23 protein-coding genes, 1 other RNA gene and 1 pseudogene are annotated in these 25,173 nt (G+C 67.8%); 9 read left to right on the top strand and 16 right to left on the bottom strand.

The window, feature by feature from the left end:
• Together lpdA and sucB are read left to right on the top strand one after the other, a co-directional pair.
• Complete coding sequence (gene lpdA / locus ACZZZQ_RS16260) at window positions 1–1,374, top strand: dihydrolipoyl dehydrogenase (protein ID WP_463507936.1); 1,374 nt, start codon at window positions 1–3, stop codon at window positions 1,372–1,374.
• 67 nt (window positions 1,375–1,441) lie between these two features.
• Window positions 1,442–3,243, top strand: a pseudogene (sucB, locus tag ACZZZQ_RS16255) (2-oxoglutarate dehydrogenase, E2 component, dihydrolipoamide succinyltransferase).
• Window positions 3,244–3,251: 8 nt separating this feature from the next.
• On the opposite strand, the gene ACZZZQ_RS16250 reads toward sucB, so the two are convergent.
• A complete protein-coding gene (locus ACZZZQ_RS16250) occupies window positions 3,252–3,701 on the bottom strand; it encodes a hypothetical protein (RefSeq protein WP_463507935.1) in 450 nt (149 codons plus the stop codon).
• Window positions 3,702–3,772: 71 nt separating this feature from the next.
• Window positions 3,773–4,753: a hypothetical protein gene (locus tag ACZZZQ_RS16245; RefSeq protein WP_463507934.1), complete on the bottom strand. Its 981-nt coding sequence runs from the start codon at window positions 4,751–4,753 to the stop codon at window positions 3,773–3,775.
• 161 nt (window positions 4,754–4,914) lie between these two features.
• Here ACZZZQ_RS16245 and ACZZZQ_RS16240 point away from each other — a divergent pair, with 161 nt between their 5' ends.
• Window positions 4,915–5,625: a DUF4191 family protein gene (locus tag ACZZZQ_RS16240; protein WP_053099128.1), complete on the top strand. Its 711-nt coding sequence runs from the start codon at window positions 4,915–4,917 to the stop codon at window positions 5,623–5,625.
• A gap of 64 nt (window positions 5,626–5,689) precedes the next feature.
• Here the strand turns inward: ACZZZQ_RS16240 and ACZZZQ_RS16235 are convergent, their stop codons facing one another.
• Window positions 5,690–6,877, bottom strand: a complete 1,188-nt coding sequence (locus ACZZZQ_RS16235) for a RimK family alpha-L-glutamate ligase (RefSeq protein WP_053096274.1) — start codon at window positions 6,875–6,877, stop codon at window positions 5,690–5,692.
• A gap of 26 nt (window positions 6,878–6,903) precedes the next feature.
• On the opposite strand from ACZZZQ_RS16235, the gene ACZZZQ_RS16230 reads away from it, so the two are divergent.
• Window positions 6,904–7,383, top strand: a complete 480-nt coding sequence (locus tag ACZZZQ_RS16230; protein WP_053096276.1) for an ATP-dependent zinc protease family protein — start codon at window positions 6,904–6,906, stop codon at window positions 7,381–7,383.
• A 6-nt stretch (window positions 7,384–7,389) separates the two neighbouring features.
• On the opposite strand, the gene ACZZZQ_RS16225 is transcribed toward ACZZZQ_RS16230, so the two are convergent.
• On the bottom strand, window positions 7,390–7,776 hold the full coding sequence (locus tag ACZZZQ_RS16225; RefSeq protein WP_150115179.1) for an RDD family protein: 387 nt from the start codon (window positions 7,774–7,776) through the stop codon (window positions 7,390–7,392).
• 160 nt (window positions 7,777–7,936) lie between these two features.
• On the opposite strand from ACZZZQ_RS16225, the gene glnA (ACZZZQ_RS16220) reads away from it, so the two are divergent.
• Window positions 7,937–9,361 carry a type I glutamate--ammonia ligase gene (glnA, locus tag ACZZZQ_RS16220; protein ID WP_053096279.1) on the top strand — a complete coding sequence of 475 codons (1,425 nt, stop codon included), beginning with the start codon at window positions 7,937–7,939 and terminating at the stop codon, window positions 9,359–9,361.
• 243 nt (window positions 9,362–9,604) lie between these two features.
• Here glnA (ACZZZQ_RS16220) and ACZZZQ_RS16215 read toward each other — a convergent pair whose 3' ends face one another.
• A complete protein-coding gene (locus tag ACZZZQ_RS16215) occupies window positions 9,605–9,844 on the bottom strand; it encodes a hypothetical protein (RefSeq protein WP_053096281.1) in 240 nt (79 codons plus the stop codon).
• Between the two features lie 49 nt (window positions 9,845–9,893).
• Window positions 9,894–10,082: a hypothetical protein gene (locus ACZZZQ_RS16210; protein ID WP_053096284.1), complete on the bottom strand. Its 189-nt coding sequence runs from the start codon at window positions 10,080–10,082 to the stop codon at window positions 9,894–9,896.
• Window positions 10,083–10,223: 141 nt separating this feature from the next.
• On the opposite strand from ACZZZQ_RS16210, the gene ACZZZQ_RS16205 reads away from it, so the two are divergent.
• On the top strand, window positions 10,224–11,378 hold the full coding sequence (locus ACZZZQ_RS16205; protein ID WP_082586596.1) for an AI-2E family transporter: 1,155 nt from the start codon (window positions 10,224–10,226) through the stop codon (window positions 11,376–11,378).
• Here ACZZZQ_RS16205 and ACZZZQ_RS16200 read toward each other — a convergent pair.
• Genes ACZZZQ_RS16200 through ACZZZQ_RS16185 form a run of 4 tightly spaced genes read right to left on the bottom strand, consistent with a single transcriptional unit; the run spans window position 11,365 to window position 16,841 of the window.
• Window positions 11,365–12,294 (bottom strand): diacylglycerol/lipid kinase family protein, encoded by a 930-nt coding sequence (locus ACZZZQ_RS16200; RefSeq protein ID WP_320488402.1) that lies wholly within the window; start codon window positions 12,292–12,294, stop codon window positions 11,365–11,367. The genes ACZZZQ_RS16205 and ACZZZQ_RS16200 overlap by 14 nt on opposite strands.
• Before the next feature lie 9 nt (window positions 12,295–12,303).
• Window positions 12,304–15,279 carry a bifunctional [glutamine synthetase] adenylyltransferase/[glutamine synthetase]-adenylyl-L-tyrosine phosphorylase gene (locus tag ACZZZQ_RS16195; protein WP_285365437.1) on the bottom strand — a complete coding sequence of 992 codons (2,976 nt, stop codon included), beginning with the start codon at window positions 15,277–15,279 and terminating at the stop codon, window positions 12,304–12,306.
• Between the two features lie 9 nt (window positions 15,280–15,288).
• Entirely contained in the window at window positions 15,289–16,626 is a 1,338-nt protein-coding gene (glnA, locus tag ACZZZQ_RS16190) for a type I glutamate--ammonia ligase (RefSeq protein WP_042541155.1), read from the bottom strand.
• 2 nt (window positions 16,627–16,628) lie between these two features.
• Window positions 16,629–16,841: a hypothetical protein gene (locus ACZZZQ_RS16185; RefSeq protein WP_053096290.1), complete on the bottom strand. Its 213-nt coding sequence runs from the start codon at window positions 16,839–16,841 to the stop codon at window positions 16,629–16,631.
• A gap of 70 nt (window positions 16,842–16,911) precedes the next feature.
• Between ACZZZQ_RS16185 and ppgK the strand changes: the two genes are divergently transcribed.
• Together ppgK and ACZZZQ_RS16175 are read left to right on the top strand one after the other, a co-directional pair.
• Window positions 16,912–17,658: a polyphosphate--glucose phosphotransferase gene (gene ppgK, locus ACZZZQ_RS16180; protein WP_053096292.1), complete on the top strand. Its 747-nt coding sequence runs from the start codon at window positions 16,912–16,914 to the stop codon at window positions 17,656–17,658.
• Window positions 17,659–17,836: 178 nt separating this feature from the next.
• Window positions 17,837–19,324 (top strand): amino acid permease, encoded by a 1,488-nt coding sequence (locus tag ACZZZQ_RS16175; protein ID WP_463507933.1) that lies wholly within the window; start codon window positions 17,837–17,839, stop codon window positions 19,322–19,324.
• 198 nt (window positions 19,325–19,522) lie between these two features.
• On the opposite strand, the gene ACZZZQ_RS16170 is transcribed toward ACZZZQ_RS16175, so the two are convergent.
• The 5 genes from ACZZZQ_RS16170 to ACZZZQ_RS16150 form a co-directional block, all read right to left on the bottom strand.
• Window positions 19,523–20,047, bottom strand: a complete 525-nt coding sequence (locus ACZZZQ_RS16170; RefSeq protein ID WP_400341057.1) for a hypothetical protein — start codon at window positions 20,045–20,047, stop codon at window positions 19,523–19,525.
• Window positions 20,048–20,108: 61 nt separating this feature from the next.
• Window positions 20,109–20,465: RNase P RNA component class A (gene rnpB / locus ACZZZQ_RS16165), an RNA gene on the bottom strand.
• 30 nt (window positions 20,466–20,495) lie between these two features.
• Window positions 20,496–22,193: a bifunctional 3'-5' exonuclease/DNA polymerase gene (locus tag ACZZZQ_RS16160; protein WP_463507932.1), complete on the bottom strand. Its 1,698-nt coding sequence runs from the start codon at window positions 22,191–22,193 to the stop codon at window positions 20,496–20,498.
• 25 nt (window positions 22,194–22,218) lie between these two features.
• On the bottom strand, window positions 22,219–22,950 hold the full coding sequence (locus tag ACZZZQ_RS16155) for a zinc ribbon domain-containing protein (protein ID WP_463496905.1): 732 nt from the start codon (window positions 22,948–22,950) through the stop codon (window positions 22,219–22,221).
• Between the two features lie 34 nt (window positions 22,951–22,984).
• Window positions 22,985–23,407: a YchJ family protein gene (locus ACZZZQ_RS16150; RefSeq protein ID WP_053096300.1), complete on the bottom strand. Its 423-nt coding sequence runs from the start codon at window positions 23,405–23,407 to the stop codon at window positions 22,985–22,987.
• Window positions 23,408–23,429: 22 nt separating this feature from the next.
• Between ACZZZQ_RS16150 and ACZZZQ_RS16145 the strand changes: the two genes are divergently transcribed.
• Complete coding sequence (locus tag ACZZZQ_RS16145) at window positions 23,430–24,269, top strand: aldo/keto reductase (RefSeq protein ID WP_053096303.1); 840 nt, start codon at window positions 23,430–23,432, stop codon at window positions 24,267–24,269.
• Between the two features lie 54 nt (window positions 24,270–24,323).
• On the opposite strand, the gene ACZZZQ_RS16140 is transcribed toward ACZZZQ_RS16145, so the two are convergent.
• Window positions 24,324–25,160: a helix-turn-helix transcriptional regulator gene (locus tag ACZZZQ_RS16140; RefSeq protein WP_463507931.1), complete on the bottom strand. Its 837-nt coding sequence runs from the start codon at window positions 25,158–25,160 to the stop codon at window positions 24,324–24,326.
• Between the last annotated feature and the right edge of the window lie 13 nt (window positions 25,161–25,173).

Here is a 25,173-nt window from a genome sequence, read left to right as displayed (position 1 = left end):
ATGACCACGCACACCTTCGACATCGTCGTCCTGGGCGGAGGCAGCGGCGGGTACGCCGCTGCTCTGCGTGCGAGCGAGCTCGGCAAATCCGTCGCGCTCATCGAGAAGGACAAGGTCGGCGGCACCTGCCTGCACCGCGGCTGCATCCCGACGAAGGCGCTGCTGCACGCGGCCGAGGTCGCTGAGCATGTGCGAGACGCCGCCCACGTCGGCATCTCCGCGACCCTCGACGGAATCGACCCCGCCGGAGTGCGCGCATACCGCGAGGGGATCGTCGCGAAGAAGTACAAGGGCCTCGAGGGCCTGGTGAAGGCCCGCGGCATCACGACCGTCGCCGGCTTCGGTCGCCTGAACGCCGACCGGTCGGTGAGCGTGGGCGACGACGTCTACGTCGGCGCCGATGTCATCCTCGCCACCGGCTCGTACAGCCGGACCCTCCCGGGACTCGAGATCGGCGGGCGGATCCTCACCAGCGAACAGGCGCTGTCGCTCGACGTGATCCCCGAGCGCGTGCTCGTGCTCGGCGGCGGCGTGATCGGCGTGGAGTTCGCCAGCGTCTGGCGTTCGTTCGGCACCGAGGTCACCATCATCGAAGCGCTGCCGCACCTGGTGCCCAACGAGGACATCGCGATGAGCAAGGGCCTCGAACGGGCGTTCCGCCGCCGCGGCATCCAGTACTCCCTCGGAATCCGCTACCAGAGCGCCACGCAGGACGACAGCTCGGTGACCGTCACGCTGGAGGACGGCAAGGAGTTCACCGCCGACTACCTTCTCGTGGCGGTCGGACGAGGTCCGGTCACGGCCGACCTCGGCTTCGAAGAGGCCGGCGTGACTCTCGATCGTGGTTTCGTCACGGTCGATCAGGACCTGCGCACCGGTGTGCCCGGACTCTGGGCCGTCGGAGACATCACGCCCGGTCTGCAGCTCGCTCACCGCGGTTTCCAGCAGGGCATCGCCGTCGCGGAACGCATCGCCGGCTTCTCCCCCGCGCACGTCCCCGACATCCAGATCCCGAAGGTCACGTACTCGAGCCCCGAGGTCGCCTCGGTCGGCGTCACGGAGGAGGCTGCCGTCACCGAGCACGGCGCCGATGCTGTCGTGGCGTACGAGTACAACCTCGCCGGCAACGGCAAGAGCGAGATCATCGGCACAGCCGGCCTCGTGAAGGTGGTCCGACTCAAGGACGGGCCCGTCATCGGTGTCCATCTGCTCGGCGACCGAGTGGGCGAGCTCATCACCGAGGGCCAGCTGGCCGTCGCGTGGGAGGCACACCCCGAGGACATCGCCCCCCTGATCCATGCGCATCCCACACAGAGCGAGGCGCTCGGTGAAGCCTTCCTCGCCCTCGCCGGAAAGCCGCTGCACGCCCTCTGAACACCAACCGGTGAACAGTTCACTAAGCTAGACACGCGTCATTTAACTTCCTGAAGGAGACTCAGTCATGAGCACATCCGTCGTCCTCCCCCTCTCGGCGAGAGCGTCACAGAGGGTACCGTCACCCGCTGGCTCAAGCAGGTGGGAGACACCGTTCAGGCGGATGAGGGCCTGCTCGAGATCTCGACCGACAAGGTCGACACCGAGATCCCCTCGCCCGTCACCGGTGTGATCGAGGAGATCCTCGTCGCCGAGGACGAGACCGTCGAGGTCGGCGCGCTCCTCGCGCGTATCGGCGACGGCAGCGCCGCTGCTCCTGCCGAGGATGCTCCTGCAGCCGCAGCGCCGGCCGCGGAGGAGGCGCCTCAGGCTGCCGCACCGCAGGCCGAGGCCCCCTCGGAGCCCGCTCCTGCTGCCGAAGCTGCGCCCGCTGCCGCGGCTGCTCCGGCCGCTGCCCCCGCAGGCGACGCCACGGACATCGTCCTCCCCGAACTCGGCGAGAGTGTGACCGAAGGCACCGTCACCCGCTGGCTCAAGCAGATCGGCGACACCGTCGAGGTCGACGAGGCACTGCTGGAGATCTCGACCGACAAGGTCGACACCGAGATCCCCTCGCCCGTCGCCGGCGTGCTGCAGGAGATCGTCGCCGCCGAAGACGAGACCGTCGAGGTCGGCGCTGTGCTTGCTCGTGTCGGTTCTGGAGCAGCTCCCGCCGCCGCACCGGCTGCGCAGGCTCCGGCCGCCGAGGCTCCTGCCGCTCCCACCGAGACTCCCGCATCTGCGGCAGAGGCGCCTGCTGCTCCCGCGGCAGAAGCCCCCGTGCAGCAGGCTCCGGCAAGCGAGGGTGCGTCCGCACCTGTCGCCCCCGCCCCGGCGGCAGCGCCGTCCGAGCCCGCGCCCGCGGCGGCATCGGCTCCGGCTCCGGCTCCGGCCGAGCAGAAGCTGTCCCTCCCGACCGAGAGCGACAACCTGTACGTGACCCCGCTCGTGCGCCGTCTGGCTTCGCAGCAGGGCGTCGACCTGGCCAGTGTCACCGGTACCGGCGTCGGCGGACGCATCCGTAAGGAAGATGTGCTCAAGGCCGCAGAGAGCGCGTCGGCGGCACCCGCCGCTGCGGCCGCCCCTGCTGCGCCCGCTCCGCTCGAGGTCTCGCCGTTGCGTGGCACCACGCAGCCGATGTCGCGCCTGCGCAAGGTTCTGGCCAAGCGCGCCGTCGAGTCGATGCAGCAGACCGCACAGCTCACGACGGTCGTCGAGGTCGATGTGACCGCTCTGGCGGAGTACCGCGACAGCGTCAAGGCGTCTTTCCTCGAGAAGACGGGCGACAAGCTGTCGTTCCTGCCGTTCTTCGCCCTCGCTGCCGCAGAGGCTTTGCGTGCCTTCCCGATCGTGAACGCCACGGTCGACGGCGAGCAGATCGTCTATCCCGAGTCCGAGAACGTCTCGATCGCCGTGGACACCGAGCGCGGTCTGCTCACGCCGGTGCTGCGCGACGCCGCGTCGAAGAACATCGCCGAGATCGCGCATGAGATCGCCGACCTCGCGGCACGCACGCGCGACAACAAGCTGAAGCCCGACGAGCTCGCCGGCGGCACGTTCACGCTGACCAACACGGGTTCGCGTGGCGCGCTGTTCGACACTCCGGTCGTCTTCCTGCCGCAGTCGGCGATTCTCGGCACCGGAACGGTCGTCAAGCGCCCCGGTCTCGTCAAGGTCGGCGGCGCAGACGCGATCGCCGTCCGCTCGTACGTGTACCTCGCTCTCTCGTACGACCACCGCATCATCGACGGAGCAGACGCCGCACGCTTCCTCGGTGCTGTGAAGGCCCGCCTCGAGTCGGCGCAGTTCGCCGCTCAGCTCGGAGCCTGACCACCGCATCATCCTGGCTGGTCCGCGACGTCGTACACGTCGCGGACCAGCCATTTCTCTGCCACCCGGACGAGTACGACCATGCGCTCCCCGGCGGCGGACTCCGCACCGTCCTCTTCCCCTCCCGACGCAGAAGCTCGGATCACGGCGACATCTCCGTACTCGTCCACGGGTTCGAGCCGTAGCACTCCCTCACCTCCCGCCAATGCGTCCGCGACCCCGATGGACCCCTGAGCGACCGCTTCGGCGCAGACCGCGTCGTCGTTCGCCGCGCAGGTCCTGATCGCGTCGATGAGGTGGTGCGCCGCCTCGACCGGATCCTCCGGATCGGCTCGCTCGGGCGGTGATCCCTTCGGGGACTCGTCCGGCTTCGGTTCGGGTGCCGTCGGCGTCGCCGCCGGTGACGGATCGGCAGACGCAGAGTCGATCTGCTCCGCGTCCCGACCGCTCGTCGGCACCGCCGTGGTACCCCCGTCGCCCGGTTCCCCTGTCGCTCCGCCAGGCCAGAGAAGTCCGCCGGCGAGCACCGCTACGGCCCCAACCGCAGCGACGATCGCCCTCCGCCCACGTCGCACGGGGTTCGGACGCCCCCTGTGGGGGCCTCCATCCTCCTGTCGCCGCGGGCGGCGCGTGCTCGATCCGCGTCTCTCCGATGCCGGCGCGCGAGCACGAGGAGCATCGCAACCCGCCAGAGGTCGAGGCGACGCAGCAAGGGCGCGACGACGCGAGACGTCACAGCGCGCACGCGGCTATCCGCCATAGGTCGAGTGGCACGGGTTCTCATCCGACTTCGCTCGTCGGGTCGCACGACCGCTGCGCGGATCGCTGCGTCCGCACTTCTCGCCAGCTCAGGCGCATGCACATCGCGCCTCAGCGGTTTCGGCGCCGCCGTGTCGAACAGCTCTGCCTCCCACCCCTCGAGCTGTCGCATCGGCATCCTCGGCCGTCCTGTGGCAGCGCTCAGCCCTTCCTCGATCGTGACGAGCAGGCGACCGAGTGCGCGGTCGACGCAGTCCTCGCGAATCCGCGCGACGAGACCCGCCGCTGCCGTCCGTGCCGTCTCGCCTGCGCCGATCACGAAAGTCGGTCGCCCGTCATCCGTGAGCCACCAGCCACCCGTGTGTTCGTGCTCGTCGGTCCGTCCGAGCTCACCGAGACCTCGCAGGATGCTGGCGACCAGGGTCGTCATCTCCCCGGAGCCGAGCGCGACGTCGGCTGCCGAGCGACGACCGACGAACGTCGCGACCCTCTCGGTGCACCACGGAAGCAGCGCGTCGTGCCCGTCGGCGCGCCGCACGATGTCGAGCGGCCCCGCCACGTGGTCGTCACCGGCGTGGTCCCACCCAGCCCACCCGCTGATCGAGGCGGAGTCCACCAGAACGGCCATCGCCGCGCCTCGGGTGACCAGCGTTCCCGCGTACGGCCCCTCGTCCGCGTCGATCCTCCTGATCGTCCGATGCGCACCAGGCACCAGTGCCGCACCGCTCGCCTTCGTTTCCGTCTCCGCCATTCCCCCATGTCATCGCATCGCACGGCGGTCCCACGCAGACATCGCATGATGTGTACGCATGCGCACGAATCGGCCGCGTGTGCAGGAGAAGACGAGGCGCCCGAATCCGCCCGACGCGAACGACGCCATCAGCGCACCCCGGAGTCGGTATTCTTATGCACATGGCAAACCGCACGTCCGCGCCCGAGAAGCGTCCGGGATTCTTCTCCCAGATCAAGTCCCTCTTCAAGTTCACGAGGGAGATCTACCCCTGGCTGCCCTGGGCCCAGATCGCGCTGCTGGTCATCGGTGTCCTCATCGGCCTCATCGTCGGCTACCTGATCCCGCCGTTCCAGGTGTGGACTCTCATCCTCTGGGGCATCTCCGGTCTGATGCTCGGCCTGCTCGGCGCGATGTTCCTGATGACGCGCCTGTCGACTTCTGCGATGTACCAGAAGATCGACGGCATGCCCGGCGCCACGGGCCACGTGCTGAGCACGAGCCTCGGCCGCAACTGGCAGGGATCCGAGACGCCGGTCGGCATCAACCCGAAGACGCAGGATGCCGTCTACCGCACGGTGGGTCGCGGCGGCGTCGTGGTCGTCGGAGAGGGCTCCCGCGGCCGCCTGACCCGACTGGTCAACGATGAGCGCAGCAAGGCAGCCCGTGTGGCCCACGGCGTGCCGGTCACGGTGCTCTACGTCGGCCACGGCGACGACGACGTCGCGATCGCCGACCTCGCAAAGACCATCAAGAAGCTTCCGAAGGTCATCGACAAGGCCACCATGGGTGCCGTCATCCGACGCATCGAGTCCGTGTCGCAGTCGATCTCGTCGCTCCCTATCCCGAAGGGCATCGACCCCACCAAGGTCAGGGCGCAGCGTCCGCGTTGAGCTGACCCCCGCACACGCAGAAGCGCGGCCGCACCTCATCGCGAGGGCGGCCGCGCTTCGTCGTTCACTCCGACAGCGGCTGACGCGGAAGGCGACGGACCTTCGCGCGGCGACGGCGACGTTCCGGAACCATCGACCGCATCTCGTCGAGCTTGCCGAAGCAGAAGAGCCGATCCTCGGCCTCGAGGACGACGTGCTTGCGCGGGTTCGGGATGACGGAGACGCCGCGGTGCAGCGTGAGCACGGTGATGTCGCGCTCCCACAGTCCGGCTTCGCCGAGTGTCTTGCCGACGAGGTCGACAGCTCCGTGCACCATCAGCTCGGCGACCCCGTATCCCGTGGAGACGGTCAGGCGCTGACGCACATCGATCTCGGGGAATGCGACCTGGCCGGCGATGTAGTCGATGATGGCGCCTGCGACGTCGAGCTTCGTGGCCGTCTCGATGCCCTGCAGGCCAGGCGACGAGTTGACCTCCATGACGAGCGGGCCGTCGTCGCCTTCGAGCATGTCGACTCCGGCGACGCGGAGCCCCATGATCTGGGCTGAGCGCACGGCTGCGCGCTCGTAGATCGGATCGAGCTCGACGGCTTCCACCGAGCCTCCACGGTGGACGTTCGAGCGGAACTCGTCACCCGCCGCCGATCGCCGCATCGCGGCGACCACGCGGTCGCCCACGACGAGAGCGCGGATGTCGCGCCCGCGGCTCTCGGAGATGAACTTCTGGATCAGCACGTTCTGCTTGGTCGAGTGCAGCGTCTCGATGATGGCCTCGGCCACCTTCACCTGCGGCGCGAGGATCACACCGATCCCCTGCGTGCCCTCGAGGAGCTTGATGACGACAGGAGCACCCCCGACGCGTTCGATCGCCGGACGGACGTCCGCACGGTTGCGGACGAAGGCCGTGGGAGGCATCGCGATGTTGTGGCGCGAGAGGATCTGATTCGCGCGGAGCTTGTCCCGCGCGCTCGAGATCCCGTTCGCCGTGTTCGGCGTGTAGACGTCCATCTGCTCGAACTGGCGCACGACGGCGGTGCCGAAGTAGGTGATCGAGTTGCCGATGCGAGGCAGGATCGCGTCGTAGTCGCTGAGCTGACGGCCCCGGTAGTGCAGGTCCGGCTCGTCTGCGGTGAGGTCGATCGCGAATCGCAGCGTGTTGAGCACCTTGACGTTGTGACCTCGCTGGAGCGCAGCGGCGCGCAGCCTTTGGGTGGAGTACGCCTGCGGCGCGCGGGAGAGCACTGCGATCTTCACGGGGGATTTCCTGCCAGGATGGTCGGGTGAGTAAGTCATCCCATTCAAACACCCTTATCGGGTGGCGAGAATGGGTGAGCCTGCCTGATCTCGGAGTCGACTGGCTCAAAGCCAAGATCGACACGGGCGCGCGCACCTCTTCGCTGCACGCATTCCAGATCCAGGAGTTCGAGCGCGACGGCGTGTCGTGGGTTCGGTTCCGTGTGAAGCCCTGGCAGGACAGCCAGGAGGATGCCGTCATCGTCGAGTCCCCTGTGCATGATCGCCGCGCCGTGCGCAGCTCATCGGGCCATGCCCAGGAGCGACTCGTCGTCGAGATGCTGATCCGTCTGCATGATCGGGAGGTGCTCGCGGAGGTCACGCTGAGCAACCGGGACGAGATGGGTTTCCGCATGCTCATCGGTCGCGAGGCGCTGCGACAGGGTTATATCGTCGACCCTGCCCGTTCGTTCCTCGGCGGTCGCGCTCCGCGCGAGGCCAGACGCCGCAATCGCGGCAAGGAGTGAGCCCGATCAGGCGCGGATGAGCACGAGTCCCGTCACCTTGTCGTGGATTCCTCGCTGATCGGCGTCCCAGATGACCGCCGGGATCACGATGATGATCAGCAGCGTGCGGACGATCGGACGCCAGATCCCCACCCAGCCGCCGCCCAGACGTACCACGCGCATGCCGAGGATACGGTGCCCGGGGCTTCCGCCGGCCGTCGGGATGAAGAGGATCTGCAGCAGGGCGAAGACCGCCATCGGCGCGAACATGGTGAGGCCGGCCTCGGCGGGCAGCGCGAACTGGTCGTAGCCGAGGAACCCGGTGGCGATGATCGTCGCAGCCACATAGTCGATGAGAAGGGCCCCGATTCGCCGTCCAGGGCGCGCGATGCTGCCCGTCCCCGTCTGCGGCATTCCGAGTCGTTCTCCGGGGTACGTGTTCACAGCGTCCGTCACGTATCCAGCCTACCGGCGCGTAACATGCTCGAAACAAAGCGGATACCGTGGGGTAACGCCCCGCACGTACTGTGCACAATGGCCGTGAAGCCATCGATCCGCAATCCAGGAGTCGTACATGTTCAAAGATTCGTCCGAGGTGCTGACCTACATCAAGGAGAACGACGTCAAGTTCCTTGACATCCGATTCACTGATCTCCCTGGTGTTCAGCAGCACTTCAACATCCCTGCGGCCACTGTCGACGAGGACTTCTTCGTGGACGGACAGCTGTTCGACGGCTCTTCGATCCGTGGCTTCGCCAGCATCCACGAGTCCGACATGCAGCTCATCCCTGACGTCACGACGGCATACATGGACCCCTTCCGCGAGGCGAGCACCCTCGTGATGATCTTCGACATCTACAACCCGCGCACGGGAGAGATCTACTCGAAGGACCCGCGCCAGGTCGCGAAGAAGGCCGAGAAGTACCTCGCCTCCACCGGCATCGCCGACACGGCGTTCTTCGCCCCCGAGGCCGAGTTCTACATCTTCGACGACGTGCGCTACTCGGTCACCGCCGGCGAGAGCTTCTACAAGGTCGATTCCGAAGAGGCCGCGTGGAACACCGGTCGTGAGGAAGAGGGCGGAAACCTCGCCAACAAGACCCCGTACAAGGGTGGCTACTTCCCCGTCAGCCCGGTCGACAAGACCGCTGACCTGCGCGACGACATCACCCTGAAGCTGATCGACGCCGGGTTCATCCTCGAGCGCTCGCACCACGAGGTCGGCACCGCCGGCCAGCAGGAGATCAACTACCGCTTCGACACCATGGTGCACTCGGCGGACGACATCCTGAAGTTCAAGTACATCGTCAAGAACACCGCCGAAGAGTGGGGCAAGGTCGCCACCTTCATGCCGAAGCCGCTGTACGGCGACAACGGATCGGGAATGCACACGCACCAGTCGCTGTGGAACGACGGCAAGCCGCTCTTCTACGACGAGGCCGGCTACGGTCAGCTCAGCGACATCGCTCGCTGGTACATCGGCGGCATCCTGGCGCACGCTCCGGCGCTGCTCGCCTTCACGAACCCGACCCTGAACAGCTACCACCGTCTGGTCAAGGGCTTCGAGGCTCCGGTCAACCTGGTCTACTCGGCCGGAAACCGCTCGGCTGCCATCCGCATCCCGATTACGGGCTCCAACCCGAAGGCCAAGCGCATCGAGTTCCGCGCGCCTGACGCATCGGGCAACCCGTACCTCGCCTTCGCCGCGCAGCTCATGGCCGGCCTCGACGGCATCAAGAACCGCATCGAGCCGCACGAGCCCGTCGACAAGGACCTCTACGAGCTTCCCCCCGAGGAGGCGAAGAACATCCCGCAGGTCCCGAACTCGCTGCTCGACTCGCTCGACGCACTGAAGGAGGACCACCAGTTCCTCCTCGAGGGTGGCGTCTTCACCGAGGAGCTCATCGAGACCTGGATCTCGTACAAGTACGAGAACGAGATCCTGCCGATGGCTCAGCGCCCGCACCCGTTCGAGTACGAGCTGTACTTCGGGGTGTAACCAGATCCCGCGGGATTCCGGGGGTAGGTCCGCCGAATCGCACAGAGAGCCCGTCAGGCCATGCCTGGCGGGCTCTCTGTGCGTCTCGCGTAGAGTCTTTCTCGGTCCCGCCCTAGGCGCGTGAGCTCACCCCGGCTCCGCGTCCGGTTTTTCAGAGAGGGAGGCTGCCCGTTCGAGCCGGGCCGGGATGGGCCTACGCGCCCGCTACGGTGTAGCCCTGGGCGACGGACGGCGGCGCCGAGCTCACCGGTCGCGGCTGCGTCGAAGCCCGCGGACCTTGCGCACCTGCCATGCGAGCAGCACGGCCGACCCGGTCACCATGACTCCGATGAGGATCCACTGCGGGAGGGAATATGCGACGCTCCAGGTCAGCGTGACCAGCACGAGCCCGACCATGTAGGCGAAGAGCAGCGCCGACACCGCAGTCAGCAGCCACTCGCGGCGGTACCGCCACCGTGCACCCCGTCCACCCCGCTTCGCCATGTTCTGAAGACTACGCGAGCCCGCGGCATCCCGCCGGTCGCGGAAGTTCTCACTCGCCGGCGCGCGAATCCACAGCGACGCCGATCGCGACGCCGATCGAGAGGCCGAGGCCCATTCCGAGTGCGAGGTTGTCGAACACGGTGAGTCCGAGCCCCGCACCGACGGCGATGCCCAGGCCGAGGCCGACTGCAAGACCGTTCTGCGGCTTCTTCTGCGAATCCTTCTCTGCATCCGTCATGTCATCCACCGTACGAACGCCTGGCGGTCACCGCATCCCCCGCATGGGGGATCCGCCGCCCGCACGACCGTGTCGCGCTTGCTTTCACCCGCCCCTACTGGTCAACTGAGGGGTCCGAATGAACACAAGTGGGGGGCCATCATGCGCCGCAAGTACGACAGGCTGCAGCCGAAGAGGGTCCACACCACCGAGACTCCTCCCGCGCAGCCGAAGACAGCGGCCGCGGCGATCGCCCGGATCAACCCGTTCATGTTCGGCCTCCTCGGTGCTCTGGGTGTGCTCGTCGCGCTGATGCTCGGCGGAATCGTCAACCAGCTCGCCACGGTGCTGGTCTACATCGGGGTGGCGATCTTCCTCGCACTCGGGCTCGACCCGATCGTCTCGTTCATCGAACGCAAGCTCCCTCGCCCGGCCGCCGTCGCCATCGTCGTGTCCGTCGTGATCCTGGTCTTCGCCGGCATCATCCTGGCCATCGTGCCTCTTCTCATCGAGCAGGTGACCAACCTGATCCAGGACGGCCCGAAGATGGTCGAGGACTTCATGGCCAGCGCCTGGTTCAAGGACGTGAGCGAGCAGTTCGGCTCCACCTTCGACGACGCGGCGCAGGGCGTGCTGAGCTTCGTCCAGGATCCGGGCAACATACTCAACATCAGCGGCGGAGTCTTCGCGGTCGGCGCCGGCATCGCCGGCGGCTTCACCGGCGTCACCATCGTGCTCATCCTGACCCTGTACTTCATGGCCTCGCTGCGCAGCATGAAGCGCGTCGCGGTGCGCTTCGTCCCGTCCTACCAGCGCGACACCTTCGGAGGGCTCCTTGAAGACGTCTCCGGCGCCGTCGGGCGTTACGTGATGGGGCAGGCCAGCCTGGCGCTCATCAACGGCATCCTGAGCCTGATCGTGCTGAGCATCATCGGAGCCCCCGTGCCGGCGCTTCTCGCGCTGATCGCCTTCATCGGCTCGATGATCCCGCTCGTCGGAACGTTGAGCGCCTCGATCATCAATGCGCTGATCTGCCTCATCGTGAGCCCGGTGACCGCTCTCATCGCGTTCGGCTATTACCTCGTCTACATGCAGATCGAGGCATACGTCCTGTCCCCGCGAATCATGAACAAGGCGGTCGCCGTTCCCGGAGCACTCGTGGTGATCGCGGCCGTCGCCGGTGGCGCACTCGGCGGGATCCTCGGCGCACTCGTCGCCATCCCCGTCGCCGCGAGCATCATCATCATCGTGCAGAAGGTCGTCTTCCCGACGCAGGACAGCAAGGTCGTCCCACCGGGAACCCTCAGCGAACGGTGAGGGCGGCGGGCTGGACCCGCACGGTGAAGTCGGAGACGTGTCCGACCTCTTCGCCATCGATCTCGAACATCTGCGGTGACGCGAGCTGCACGCGCACCCGCTCCGCGGAGATGTGCGTCGTCGAGTCGGTGCTCACAGCGGTGTCGACATTGCCCATCATGCGACGGATGCCGTTCTCCCAGACGAAGGCACGGACGGTGTCGAGCCACTGGAGGGGCCCTTCGGCGCTCACGAGCAGCATGTCGAGCAGTCCGTCGTCGAGCACCGCATCCGGCAGGAGACGGATGCCGCCCTGCAGCATGCCGCAGTTGCCGATCAGCATGGTGTGACCGCGAAGCCCCTGCGGCTCCTGATCGTCGAGCGTCAGGGTGATGTCGGTCATCTCGGTGCCGGCGAGAGCACGTCCCATCGCCTCGACGTAGGCGATCCATCCGGCTCGGTTCTTCAGGTCCTCGTCGGTCTCGACCAGCATCTGCGCGTCGATGCCGAAACCGACCATCACCACGAACGCGTGCTCGGTGCCGTCGTGGTCGACCCAGCCCATGTCGATCCGCTGCGGCTCGCCGTCGCGCACCCGAACCAACGCGGCGGGGATGTCGTTCAGGGGGATCTCGAGGTTCCGCGCGAGCAGGTTGCCCGTGCCCTGCGGCACGATGCCCAGCGCGGCGTCCGTGCCCGCCAACGATTCAGCGACCGCCCGGACGGTGCCGTCGCCGCCGACGGCGATCACCACGTCGCAGCCTGCGGCCACAGCTTCGGCGGCCATTCCCCGCCCCGGGTCCTCGATGCTGGTCTCCCACCACTCGACAGGAGTGCCGACACCGTCGGAGACGAAGGTCTCGGCGACGGCTGCGCGCAGCGAGTCCCCGTCGACCTTCGAGGGGTTCCAGATCACACCGAGCTTCGAGATCGTCATGGAGCCAGGCTAGCCGTAGAAGAGCTGCTCGAATGCCCGGCGCGCACGCCGGGTCACGCCGAGGTAGTCGTCATCGAGAATGCTCGCCGAACGGTCGGGGTACCCGAGCAGCCGACCGATGGCGTCGAGGTCGCGCGGATCCGTCGGGAGCACGTCGCTCGTCTTGCCCGTGTAGAGGGTGATCGCAGATCGCAGACGGCTCGACAGCAGCCACGCGGCCCGGAGGAGATCGGCGGATTCGGCGGGAACGTAGCCTGCGTCGACGGCCGCCTGGAGCGCCGTGAGCGTCGACGTGGTGCGCAGGGCCGGTACGTCATGGGCGTGCTGCAGCTGGAGCAGCTGCACCAGCCACTCGACGTCGCTCAGCGTGCCCGGACCGAGCTTCAGGTGTCGACGAGGATCGACTCCCTGAGGCAGCCGCTCTCCCTCGACTCGCGCCTTGATGCGCTTGATCTCGCGGGTTCCCTGCAGGTCGATCTCGGCGGGGTAGCGGATGCTGTCGGCGAGGGCGGTGAACTTCTCGATGAGAGTCGCGCTGCCCGCCACGCCTCTCGCCCGCAGGAGTGCCTGAGCCTCCCAGGAGAGCGACCAGCGCCGGTAGTACTCCGCATACGCGTCGATCGATCGGACGACGGGTCCGTTGCGTCCCTCCGGACGGAGATCGGCATCGAGGTCCAACGGCACACGGTGGTCGGTGAGGTGCTCTCGGAGGCCGGCGACGATGCGCGTGGCGAGCGTCTGCGCGCGTTGCGGATCGACGCCGTTCGCGTCGTACACGTAGAGGATGTCGGCATCGGAGCCGAAGCCCAGCTCCGCTCCCCCGAACCGCCCCATGCCGATCACCGCGAAGTCGAGCGCCTCATCGTCGAGCGGGACGATCTCGCGGCGGACCGCGCGCAGCGCCGCCTGGATCGTCGCGTCGGTGATCTCGGTCAGGGACGTCGCGATCTGCTCGATCGAGAGCACGTCGAGGACGCCGCCCATCGCCGTTCGCAGCAGCTCGCGCCGCCGCAGCGCTCGCACCGCCTGCAGCGCGTCGCCGACGTTCCTGTGCCGCGTCTGGATGGCCCTGGCCTCCTCGTCGAGAGCGGCCCCGCTGCGGGGCCGCAGCAGCTCGCTGCTGTCGAGCCAGGCGACGGACTCGGGTATCCACTCCATGAGCTCGCCGACGTAGCGCGACGACGAGAGGAGGCGCGTCAGGCTCTCGGCAGCGCCCGAGGAATCACGCAGCATCCGGAGGAACCAGGGAGTGTCGCCGAGGCGTTCGCTGATGCGACGGAACGCGATCAACGCATAGTCGGGGTCGCTGCCGTCGGCGAACCAGCGCACCATCACGGGCATGAGGTGCCGCTGGATGGTCGCCTTGCGGCTCAATCCGGTGGTGAGTGCACCGATGTGGCGCAGGGCGCCGGCCGGATCCCGGAAGCCGATCGCCATGAGCCGGTCGTGCGCCTGTGCCGTGGACAGCGTGCGCTCCTCTTCCGGCAGCGCCGCCACAGCGCTCAGGAGAGGCCGGTAGAACAGGCGGGTGTGGATGTCGCGCACCTCCCGCCGCACGCTCTCCCAGCGCGCCCAGATCGCTTCACCGGACTCGCCCAGGCCGGTGCTGCGCGCGAGCACCCGAAGGCCCGCCGGTGTGCGGGGCATCAGGTGGGTGCGGCTGAGCTCGCGGAGCTGCAACCTGTGCTCCATCAACCGCAGCACGCAGTAGTCATCGGCGAAAGACGCAGCCTCGGCCCGGCCGATGTAGCCGCCCTCCACCAGGGCGTCGAGGCTCTCGAGTGTGCCCCGCGTGCGCAGACGGGGGTCTGTGAGGCCGTGCACGAGCTGCAGCAGCTGCACGGTGAACTCGATGTCCCGCAGGCCGCCCGAGCCGAGTTTGAGCTGGTACGGGGCATCCTCGGGGTCGATGTGCTCCATGACCCGCTCGCGCATGCGCTGCACGCTGTCGACGAAGTTCTCACGCGCGGCACTGGAGAAGACCTTCGGCTGCACGGCGGCGATGTACTCGGCGCCGAGCTCCGCATCGCCCGCGAGGGGTCGCGCCTTCAGAAGCGCCTGGAACTCCCAGCTCTTCGCCCAGCGGTCGTAGTAGGCCAGGTGCGAGCCGAGCGACCGGACGAGCGCGCCCTGCTTGCCTTCGGGACGGAGCGCGGCGTCGACCTCCCACAGCGGGGGCTCGACCTCGATGCCGCTCAGTCCTCGCATCGTCTCCCTCGCGAGACGGGTCGCGATGTCGATCGCGCGCGACTCCGGGACGGCGTCCTCGTCTGCGGTTCCGCCGACGAAGATCACATCGACATCGCTGACGTAGTTCAGCTCGCGTGCACCCGCCTTGCCCATGCCGATGATCGCCAGCTGCGTGGCTGCGACCTGCTCGCGACTCATCGTGTCGACCAGCCGCCGACGCGCGATCGCCAGAGACGCCTCCAGCGCCGCGCCCGCGATATCGGCCAGCGCGGCGGCGACATCCGCGACGATGCGCACAGGATTGTGCGCCGTCAGGTCGATCGCGGCGATCAGAGCGAGGTTGCGGCGATACGCCACACGCAGCGTGACCACCGCGCTGTCATCGCCCGACTCGGCGAATCCGTCGCGCGCTCCGACGGCCTCGAGCATCCGATCGCGCAGCTCGTGCGCGGACGGCAGTTCGGTGGACGTGTCGCCGAGCACCGAGATCTCGGTCGGATGCCGCAGGAAGAAGTCGGCGAAGCCCTGCGACGCCCCGAACACCCGCCACGCACGTCGGCGCGCCCGCTGGTCGGTGAACAGGGCGGCGATGGGTGCCGCATCGCGCCGTGCCACGCGCAGCATCCCCTCGACCGCCGCATCGGGGTCGGCCGCGTCCGCCTCGCTGAGCAGAAGTGAGCGCTCGACTCCGATCAGGGTCGCGAGCTCGGTGAGATTCGCCGCCGCCTCACTGAGCTCGGCGAACCCCAGCCTGGCCAGCGCGGAGAGAGAGACGGAGTCGTCCGAACGGGCCATCGGCGACGCTCAGAGCAGCTCGAGGTTGTTCTTCAGCTCCAGCGGAGTGACCTGGCCGCGGTAGGCCTCCCACTCCTTGCGCTTGTTGAGCAGCACGTAGTTGAAGACCGATTCGCCGAGGGTCTCGGCGACGAGCTCGGAGCTCTCCATGTACTCGAGCGCGTGGTCGAGGCTCGCCGGAAGCGCAGAATAGCCGAGCGCGCGGCGCTCTGCGTCGCTGAGCGACCACACGTTGTCCTCGGCCTCGGGAGGCAGCTCGTACTCCTCCTCGATGCCCTTGAGGCCGGCCGCGAGCATGAGGGCGTACGCGAGATACGGGTTGGCTGCCGAGTCGAGCGCGCGGTACTCGACACGCGACGAACCGCCCTTGTTGGGCTTGTACATCGGCACGCGCACCAGAGCGGAGCGGTTGTTGTGGCCCCAGGTGACGAAGCTCGGAGCCTCGTCGCCGCCCCAGAGCCGCTTGTAGGAGTTCACGAACTGGTTGGTCACCGCCGCCATCTCGTTGGCGTGTCGCAGCAGGCCGGCGATGAAGTGTCGTCCGGTCTTGGAGAGCTGGTACTTGGCGCCCTCTTCATAGAACGCGTTGCGCTCGCCCTCGAAGAGCGACATGTGCGTGTGCATGCCGCTTCCGGGGTGACCGCTCAGCGGCTTCGGCATGAAGGTGGCGTAGACGCCCTGCTCGATCGCGACCTCTTTGATGACGGTGCGGAAGGTCATGACGTTGTCGGCCATCGTCAACGCGTCCGCGTAGCGCAGGTCGATCTCGTTCTGACCCGGGCCGCCCTCGTGGTGGCTGAACTCGACGGAGATGCCGAGATCCTCGAGCATCCGCACGGAACGGCGGCGGAAGTCGTGTGCCGTGCCGCCGGGAACGTTGTCGAAGTAGCCGGCGGAGTCGACCGGAACCGGACCCTCAGGGCCGAACGACGACGACTTGAGGAGGTAGAACTCGATCTCGGGGTGCGTGTAGAACGTGAATCCGGCATCCGCCGCCTTGGCGAGCGTGCGCTTGAGCACATGGCGGGGGTCGGAGACGGCAGGACGGCCGTCCGGCGTCGTGATGTCGCAGAACATGCGCGCGGTCGGGTCGATCTCGCCGCGCCACGGCAGGGTCTGGAAGGTGGTGGGGTCGGGCTGGGCGAGCAGGTCGGACTCGTAGCTGCGGGTCAGGCCCTCGATGGCCGAGCCGTCGAATCCGATGCCCTCGGCGAACGCGCCCTCGACCTCGGCCGGCGCGATGGCGACGGACTTGAGCGTGCCGATGACATCGGTGAACCACAGGCGGACGAACTTGACGCCGCGCTCTTCGATCGTCCGGAGGACGAAATCCCTCTGCTTGTCCACGGTCACTCGGCCTTGCCGATACCGGCGTCCCAGCCGCTCTCGGCTGCTTCCTCCTCAGCCCAGGCGCGCGAACGCTCCTTGAGCTTCTCGGGAGCCCGAGACGCCTCAGCCTCGGTGTCGAAGGGGCCGACGCGGTCGGCCGATGCGGAGATCATGCCGAATTCCACCTGGCCGGTCTCCAGGTTGTACCAGTACTTCTCATCGCCGTTCGACATGGCCGATCCCCTTCTTCACGTGGTGTCATCGATCCTACTGGCGCTGAGCGTGGTCGCTAAGCTAACCAGCATGGCAAAAGCGATCGGCGTCGACATCGGCGGCACGGGTATCAAGGCAGGTCTGGTCGACCTCGAGCACGGCACCATGGCCTCGGACAGGGTACGCGTACCCACTCCTGAGGGCGCATCACCGCAGGACGTCCTGCAGGCCGTGCAGACGGTTCTGAAGACGCTCGACGTCAAGGACACGACTCTTCCCCTCGGCGTGGCGTTCCCGGCGATCGTCAAGCGCGGCAAGACGCTCTCGGCCGCCAACGTCTCGAAGGAATGGATCGACTTCGACGCCGAGCGGTTCTTCCGCGACGGGCTCGGGCGCAACATCGTCTTCGTCAACGATGCGGATGCCGCCGGCGTCGCGGAGGCCCGCCACGGCGCGGCGCGGGATGTGCGCGGCTTCACGCTGCTCACGACCCTCGGCACGGGCATCGGCTCGGCATTCCTGTACGACGGAGTCCTGCTGCCGAACACCGAGCTCGGCCACCTGAACTTCGGCGAGTACGAGTCGGTCGAGACGTATGCAGCCACCTCGGCGCGCGAGCGCGAGGGACTCAGCTGGGCGGAGTGGGCGGAACGTCTGCAGAAGTTCTACTCGCACATCGAGTTCCTCTTCAGCCCCGACCTGTTCGTGGTCGGCGGCGGAGTGTCGAAGAACGCCGGTGACTTCCTCCCGCTTCTCGACCTCAAGACACCGATCGTCCCGGCGATCCACCGCAACAACTCCGGCATCATCGGCGCGGCTTCGCTCGCCGGCGACTGATTCCCCGACCACAGAGACGACGAAGGCCCCGCCGATCCGGCGGGGCCTTCGTCGCGTCCGGGATTGCGACGCGTCTCACCGGATCACCCGCGCGGCGGCCCGGCGACGTGACACCATGGCACCCCGCCCGTCTGCGCCTCGACGGTGAGACCGGACGGCAACGAAAGGCAGCGTCGAGATGAACGAACCATCCGAATCATCATGGGACCGGCCGGTATCGCCGGAGACGACAGCCGGGATGGTGCCCGTCGACAGACCACAGGCGAAGAAGCTGCGGTCGCGTCACGTCACCATGATCACCCTCGGCGGCATCATCGGAGCGAGCCTGTTCGTCGGATCCGGGAACGTCATCCGCGCCGTGGGTCCGGCCGCCGTGCTGTCGTACCTCATCGGCGGCCTGCTCGTCTTCCTCGCCATGCGCATGCTGGGCGAGATGGCGGCGTCGCGCCCGGCGATCGGCTCGTTCATGGAATATGCGCGAGTGGGCCTCGGCAACTGGGCCGCCTACCTCGTGGGATGGCTGTACTGGTACTTCTGGGTCGGAGTCCTCGCGTATGAGGCGGTGCTGGGCGGCGAGACGATGGCGAGCTGGTTCCCCGCCGTGCCGTCATGGGCCTGGTCGCTGATCCTCATCGGCATCTTCGTCGGCACGAACATCATCTCGGTGCGCGCGTTCGGCGAGGTGGAGTTCTGGCTCGCCAGCGTCAAGGTGCTCGCGATCGTCGTCTTCCTCGGCGCGGGTCTGCTGTTCGCCTTCGGCCTGTGGCCGAACTCGGAGGTGTCGATCTCCAACCTCTGGGAACACGGCGGATTCGCCCCGAACGGCTTCGGAGTCGCGTTCACGGGTGTGGCCCTGGTGATCTTCTCGTACTTCGGCACCGAGATCGCCGTCATGGCCTCCGCCGAATCGGAGGATCCCGCCAAGGGCATCCGTCAGGCGACGAGCACGATCATCTGGCGCATCCTGCTGTTCTTCGTCGGCTCGGTGCTCATCATCGTCACCGTGGTGCCCTGGAACGAACTGCCTGTGCCGACCGACGTCGCCAACGCGCCCTTCACCTACGCCCTCGAGCAGTTCGGCATCCCGGGCGCGAGCATGATCATGCAGCTCGTCATCTTCACGGCGGTGATCTCGGTGCTCAACTCTGGCCTGTACTCGGCGTCGCGCATGTTCGCGGCCCTCGCCGAGCAGGGCTTCGCGCCGAAGATCGTGGCGAAGCGGTCGAAGAGCGGTGTCCCGGTGATGGCGCTGCTCGCCTCGACCAGCGGCGGCCTGATCGCGACGCTCGTGAACTTCTTCACCCCGGGATCGGGCATCTTCGACTTCATCATGAACTCGGCGGGCCTGGTCGCACTGTTCGTGTACGTCTTCATCGCCGTCACACAGTGGCGACTCCGCCAGAAGATGACGCCGGAAGAGGTGGCGAACCTGAAACTCAAGATGTGGCTGCACCCCTGGCTGAACGTGCTCCTGATCGCATGCATCGCCGCGGTGATCGTCGTGATGATGTTCAGCGAAGGGGGTCGCACCCAGGTCTGGACGAGCCTCGTCGCCACCGGCGTGCTCGTGCTGTTCTGGCCGCTGGTGCGACGTAACCTCGCGCGCAGGAAGCTCGAAGATTCCACGCCTCGAGAGGATCAGCCGGGACGGGACCGTCTGGCGTGACGACCGCTGGCGATGCTGTGAGCGAGAGAAAAGAGCGCCCCGGGGAACCTGGGGAATTCGCGGGGCGCTCGCCAGCATGCTGGGGACCTGCTGGCAGGTGACCCAGAAGTCGCGGTCACGCGCACAACATATCAAGATAACTAGCTAAGCAAAAGACTTGCTCGGCAATGCAACTGCGATCGCCACGCTCCCCCGCTCTCACTGACGCTGCGGCTCGCTCACGAACGGCTCCGTCACGAGCGGCTCCATGGCTCCCGGTCCCAGCGTGAGCACATCGCCGGGGTACAGCATCGAACCCAGACGGCTGTAAGTCATCGCCGCATAGACGTCCGTGCACAGCCGCTCCCTCACGGCGGATGGCGCATCCCCCGCCGCGACCGTGTAAGTCGAGATGAGCCCGTCTGACGTATGCGTGACCGTGCCGCGAGCGAAGTCGGTCTCGCCGTTGTCCACCGGTGCGACACCGTTCCATGTCGCGTAGAAGGTGGGTTCCTCGTCTCCCTCGCTGTATCCCGGGATCGAGATCATCGACAGCACCGTGCAGCGACTCGCCTCTGCGGGTGGGGTCGGTGTCGGCGCGGGCGTGTCGCTCGGCGTCGGCACAGCCGCGGGCTGAACGGCTGCCGTGGTCGCTGCGACCTCAGGCATCGTGGCGGTGCACCCGCTGAGCGCTGCGAGTGACAGAGCCGCGAGGAGCGCCGTGGCGGCAGGACGGTTCGACATGCCCGAACGCTATCGAGCATCCGGCCAGGAAGCCAGCGCGGCCCTGCTCAGGAGGTGGGTGCGAATGGGCCGACCTGTACGCCGGGTTCTGTTCCGGGGTTCTTCGCCCCTTCGACGGCCATCTCTCTCGGCGACACGTTGCCGTGGCACTCTAGCGGTCTACCCGAGGACTCGGCGAGCCGCGTCAACATCCTCTGTCTGACCTTGCTCCGGACGAGGTTTACCTGGCGGGCCATGTCACCATGGCCCCCGGTGGTCTCTTACACCACCCTTTCACCCTTACCCCTTGCGGGGCGGTCTGCTCTCTGTGGCACTTTCTCGCGGATTGCTCCGGGTGGGCGTTACCCACCGTCCTGCCCTGAGGAGCCCGGACGTTCCTCGGTGCGGTTGCCCGCCACGCGGCCGTCCAGTCGACCCATTCACAGCTCCAGTCTACGACCAGGCTGCGCTACTTCTCCGCCGACTCCGCGATGCGGAGATCGAGCGGCACCTCGATCGGGAAGTTGCCGAAGAGGCGGCGGGTGGCCACGGCCGCGGCCTCGCGCACCGCGTCGGCCGCAGCATCCGCCTGCTCCTGCGGGACATGCAGGATCACCTCGTCGTGCAGGAAGAAGGCCAGGTGTGCGCGGGCGCCGAAGATCCCGGATGCCGGCGCTTCGCGCTCCGCGACGGGGAGCAGTTGCAGGCGATGCCTGATCTCAGCCAGCCAGATCAACGACCACTCGGCTGCGGTCCCCTGCACCACGAAGTTGCGGGTGAAGCGACCCCAGTCCCGGGCCCGACGCCGGGCGAGGGCGACCTCGGCAGGGTCGGCATCCGCGCCCGTAGCCGCAGCCTGCATCGCCTCCCACTCCGTCGACGGGCGAGGAGACGATCGTCCCAACCACGTCGAGACGACTCCCCCGTCCTCTCCGAAACGGGCGGCGCGGTCGACGAGGGCCATCGCGCGCGGGTACACCTTGCGCAATCGAGGGACCAACCTGCCGCTGTCACCGGTGGTCGCGCCGTACATCGCCCCGAGGACGGCGTACTTGGCCTCCTCTCGCGTGGCGACCGCGCCGGACTCGACGACACCCTCATAGAGGTCCTTGCCCTGGGCCGCCCGGGCCATCGCGCGGTCACCGGCCATGCCGGCCAGCATCCGCGGCTCGAGCTGCGCGACATCCGCGACGACGAGCGTCCATCCGTCGTCAGCGCGCACGGCGGCGCGCAGATTGCGCGGCAGCTGGAGGGCGCCGCCACCCGCCGATGCCCATCGTCCCGTCACGACGCCGCCCGTGATGTAGATCGGTCGGAACCGGCCGTCGTGCACCCACTCGGCGAGCCAGGCCCACCCATTCGCGCTCAGCAGCCGAGACAGCTTCTTGTAGGCCAGGAGCGGTTCGACCACGGCGTGGCTGTGCTGGGCGAGCTCCCACCGGCTCGTCGACTCGACCTGCACGCCGACGCGGTGCAGAGCGCGCAGCAGCTTCGGCTGGCTCTCGAGGTTGAGCGTGGGGTCGCTGAGGATCGAGCGCACCCTCTCACCCTGAGCCACCATGCGGCTGGGAAGGCCACCCGCGATCGGTCGAGTGCCCAGGATCTCGGTGAGGATGCCGTCGTGCACGGACTCGTTCCACGGCAGACCGGCAGCGCGCATCTCCTCGGCGATGAGGCCACCCGCCGACTCGGCCGACGTGAGCAGGGTCAGCCGCCCGTCCTTGCTGTCGCGCAGGACTCGGCGCTGCTCGCGGTACTGATCGAGCGCATCCGCCACGGGGTCGTGCGAATCGCTGTGCTCGGCGACCTCGAACAATGCCGGTGCGTCGTCGACGGGTTCGCGTCGCACCCACGATGCGGACGGTGCGAGCGGACGAGCGACGGTGTCGGTGTCGCGGAGGATCGCGTGGCAGAGCACCAGATCGTGCGATCGGCCGAGAAGAACACCCGAGGCGAGCAGCACGGGGTAGATCTCCCGGGCGCTGCGGATCACCCACCGGGGCGGATCGACGCGTTCCTGCTCGGCCACCCACACCGGCATCTCGGTCGGAGAGAGCTCTGTGCGCGCGACCTCGACATCGTCCGAGTCGAGCTCCACGGCGATGTATGCACCGGTCGCGCCCTTGACCAGGGCGATCCGACGTTCGGTCTGGAGCCGCGAGCTCACCGCCGTCGCGCTCGCGGCGCGCGGATCACAGCCCGGATTCCTCGGTGCGCACCAGGATGCACCCGCACTCGGGGCAGGACACCACGAGGTCGTCTGCCGCATTGCGGATGTCGTTCAGGTCGGTGCCGGGGAGCAGGATCCGACATCCCTCGCACGTTCCGCGGGTGAGCAGCGCCGCACCGGCACTGTTCGCAGCGCGACGCGTGTACTCGGCGAGGAGCGGCGCCGGAAGGGTCGCCGTGACCGCCTCACGGTCGCGAGTCAACTGCGCGATCAGATCGGTCGCAGTGGCGACGTCGGCCTTGACCTGAGCGGTGAGCGCGGTGCCCTCCGCGGTGGTCGTCCCGAGCAGTGCCTGCTGAGCGGCGACCGCCGCGTCTGCGTCCTCCACGCGCCCCATGACGTCGAGCTCGATATCCTCGAGATCGCTCTGGCGCTTGGCGAGACTGGCGATCTCGTGCTCGAGAGCCTGCGCCTCCTTCGAGTTCGTCGCTGTGGCCAGTCGATCGGCGTCACGGGCGCGACGCTGTTCGACGAGCTTCACATCGGCTTCGAGACGCGTGAGCTCGGTGCGAACGTCATCGCGCACACCCGTCAGAGTCGTCAGCTCTCGGAGCTGCTCCTGACGGATGGCGACGAGCTCGGCGATGCGAGCGGCCTGCGGCGGCTTGGTGCGCGCGCGCTCAGCCTGCGCGATGCGCCGGTCCAGGTCGGCGACGTCGAGCAGGATGCGCTGGTGTTCTGGGCTGGCGTTCACGCTCTCAAATCTAGTCGCTGCCCGGCCCCGTCCATCACCCGACCTGTCCGTCGAGGTACAGCCAACTGCGCTCCTCCCGCACGAAGCGGCTCCGTTCACGCAGCGAACCGCGCTCGGCATCCTGCCGCCAGAACGCCTCGAACTCGACCACGCCCTCTCGGTCGAAGGGTCCGCCGTCGACCCGATCGATGATCACGAGCCGCCGCCACACCACGTCGAGGTCGAGGTCGAGGTCGGTCGGACGGGTCGACGGATGCCAGGACGCCAGGAGGTACGCGGCATCCCCGATCGCGAACGCCGTGAACCGGGAGCGCATCAGGCGTTCGGCCGTCGGCGCAGCGGCGCCGCCGAGCAGCGGGCCGCAGCATCCGCCGAAGAGATCTCCGGAGCCACAGGGACACCGCTCGGCATTATCGGGGACACCGTCATCCGACGCCATCCTCTGCACCACGCTCATCGCTCCAGCGTACGCTGGCGCCATGACGGCTCTTCCTCACTTCACGGCACACAACGGCTTCGCTCTTCCGGCTCTCGGACTCGGAACATACGCGCTCGACGGCGACGCGGGTGCGGATGCGGTCACCACGGCGATCGGGGCCGGATACCGCCTGATCGACTCGGCCTTCAACTACGAGAACGAGGGGTCAGTCGGTCGCGGCGTGCGCGCATCCGACGTGGACGCCGCAGAGCTCATCGTCACGACCAAGCTGCCCGGACGCCATCACCCGCGCGCGAAGGCGCGGACGAGCATCGAGGAGAGCCGGTCGCGGCTCGGGGTCGACGCGATCGATCTGCATCTGATCCACTGGCCGAACCCGCAGCAGGACGAGTACGTGCAGGCCTGGGAGGCGCTTGTCGACGCTCAGCAGCGCGGCGTCGTGAGGCAGATCGGCGTCTCGAACTTCCTGCCGGAGCACCTCGAGCGCATCGAGCGGGAGACCGGGGTCAGGCCCGTCGTGAACCAGATCGAGGTGCACCCGTACTTCCCGCAGACCGATCAGCTCGCCTACCACCGGGAGCACGGCATCCTCACCGAAGCATGGAGTCCTCTCGGTCGGGCGAAGCAACTCATCGAGGAGAGGGTGATCGGCGAGGTGGCTGCCGCCCATGGGATCTCCCCCGCGCAGACCGTGCTCGCCTGGCATGTGGCACGCGAGACCGTCGCGATCCCGAAGGCGTCGTCGCTCGAGCATCAGGTGTCGAACCTCGCGGCCGGAGCGATCGTGCTGTCGGATGCGGAGGTCGAGGCGATCACGGCGCTCGGACGCCCCGATGGGCGACTGTTCGACGCGGATCCCGCATCGCACGAGGAGTCCTGAGGCCTCCTGAGGCGTCTCGGTCGTAGAGCCTCGGACGACGGCGCGTCACGGCTCTCAGACGCGCTGCGTCCCGAGCACTCTGAGCAGCTCGAGCTTGCTCTCGGCGTCGCTGCAAGGCGCCGCTGTCAGGACGATGAGCGCCTGGGATTCGTCCTCGGTGAAAAGCGCCTGGCAGTCGACTTCGATCGGACCGATCTCGGGATGGATCAGGACCTTGTGGTCTTCGAAGCGCCGCCTGACCTCGTGCACCTCCCACAGCTGTGCGAACTCCGGGCTGAGCGACGCGAGCTCGCGGACGATCTCGCCGGCGCGAGACCGCTCGCCCAGGGCGCCATAGGCGGATCGGAGGGAGGCCACGAGCACACGACTGTGACGCGGATGATCCTCCTCCGGGTACCGCCGGCGCTCGTCGTCCGGGTGCGCGAACCAGCGGTAGATCCCACTGCGCTCGATCCCCTCCAGACCGCTCGCGTCGCCGAGCAGAGCGCGGGCTGCGTCATTCTGGATCAGCACCTCGTCGAGCGCGGAGACGACGAATGCGGGCGTGTCGTGAAGCCGGTCGAGCACGCGGAGCATCCCCGGATGCACGTAGTCGGTGAAGATCGTGCGGTCCGGTGCGCTGTGTCCGCAGACCCGATGCAGGTAGTCACGCTCGTCGGGGGTCAGACGCAGCGCCCGTGCGAGCGAGCCGAGGATCTGTACGCTGGGCTGCGGCCCGCGCTGCTGCTCGAGCCGCGCGTAGTAGTCGGTCGACATGGCGGCGAGCTGCGCGACCTCCTCGCGTCGAAGCCCGGGGGTGCGTCGACGCGCCCCCGCACCGAGGCCGACGTCGGACGGCTTCAGCTGCTCCCTGCGACGCACGAGGAACTCGGCCAGTGCTTCTCTGTCCACCTCTGCAGTATCT

It is taken from the genome of Microbacterium sp. AC132 (assembly GCF_979258525.1).
Note: the sequence above shows the minus strand (reverse complement) of the source record. Positions and strands in the feature narration are given on the sequence as shown.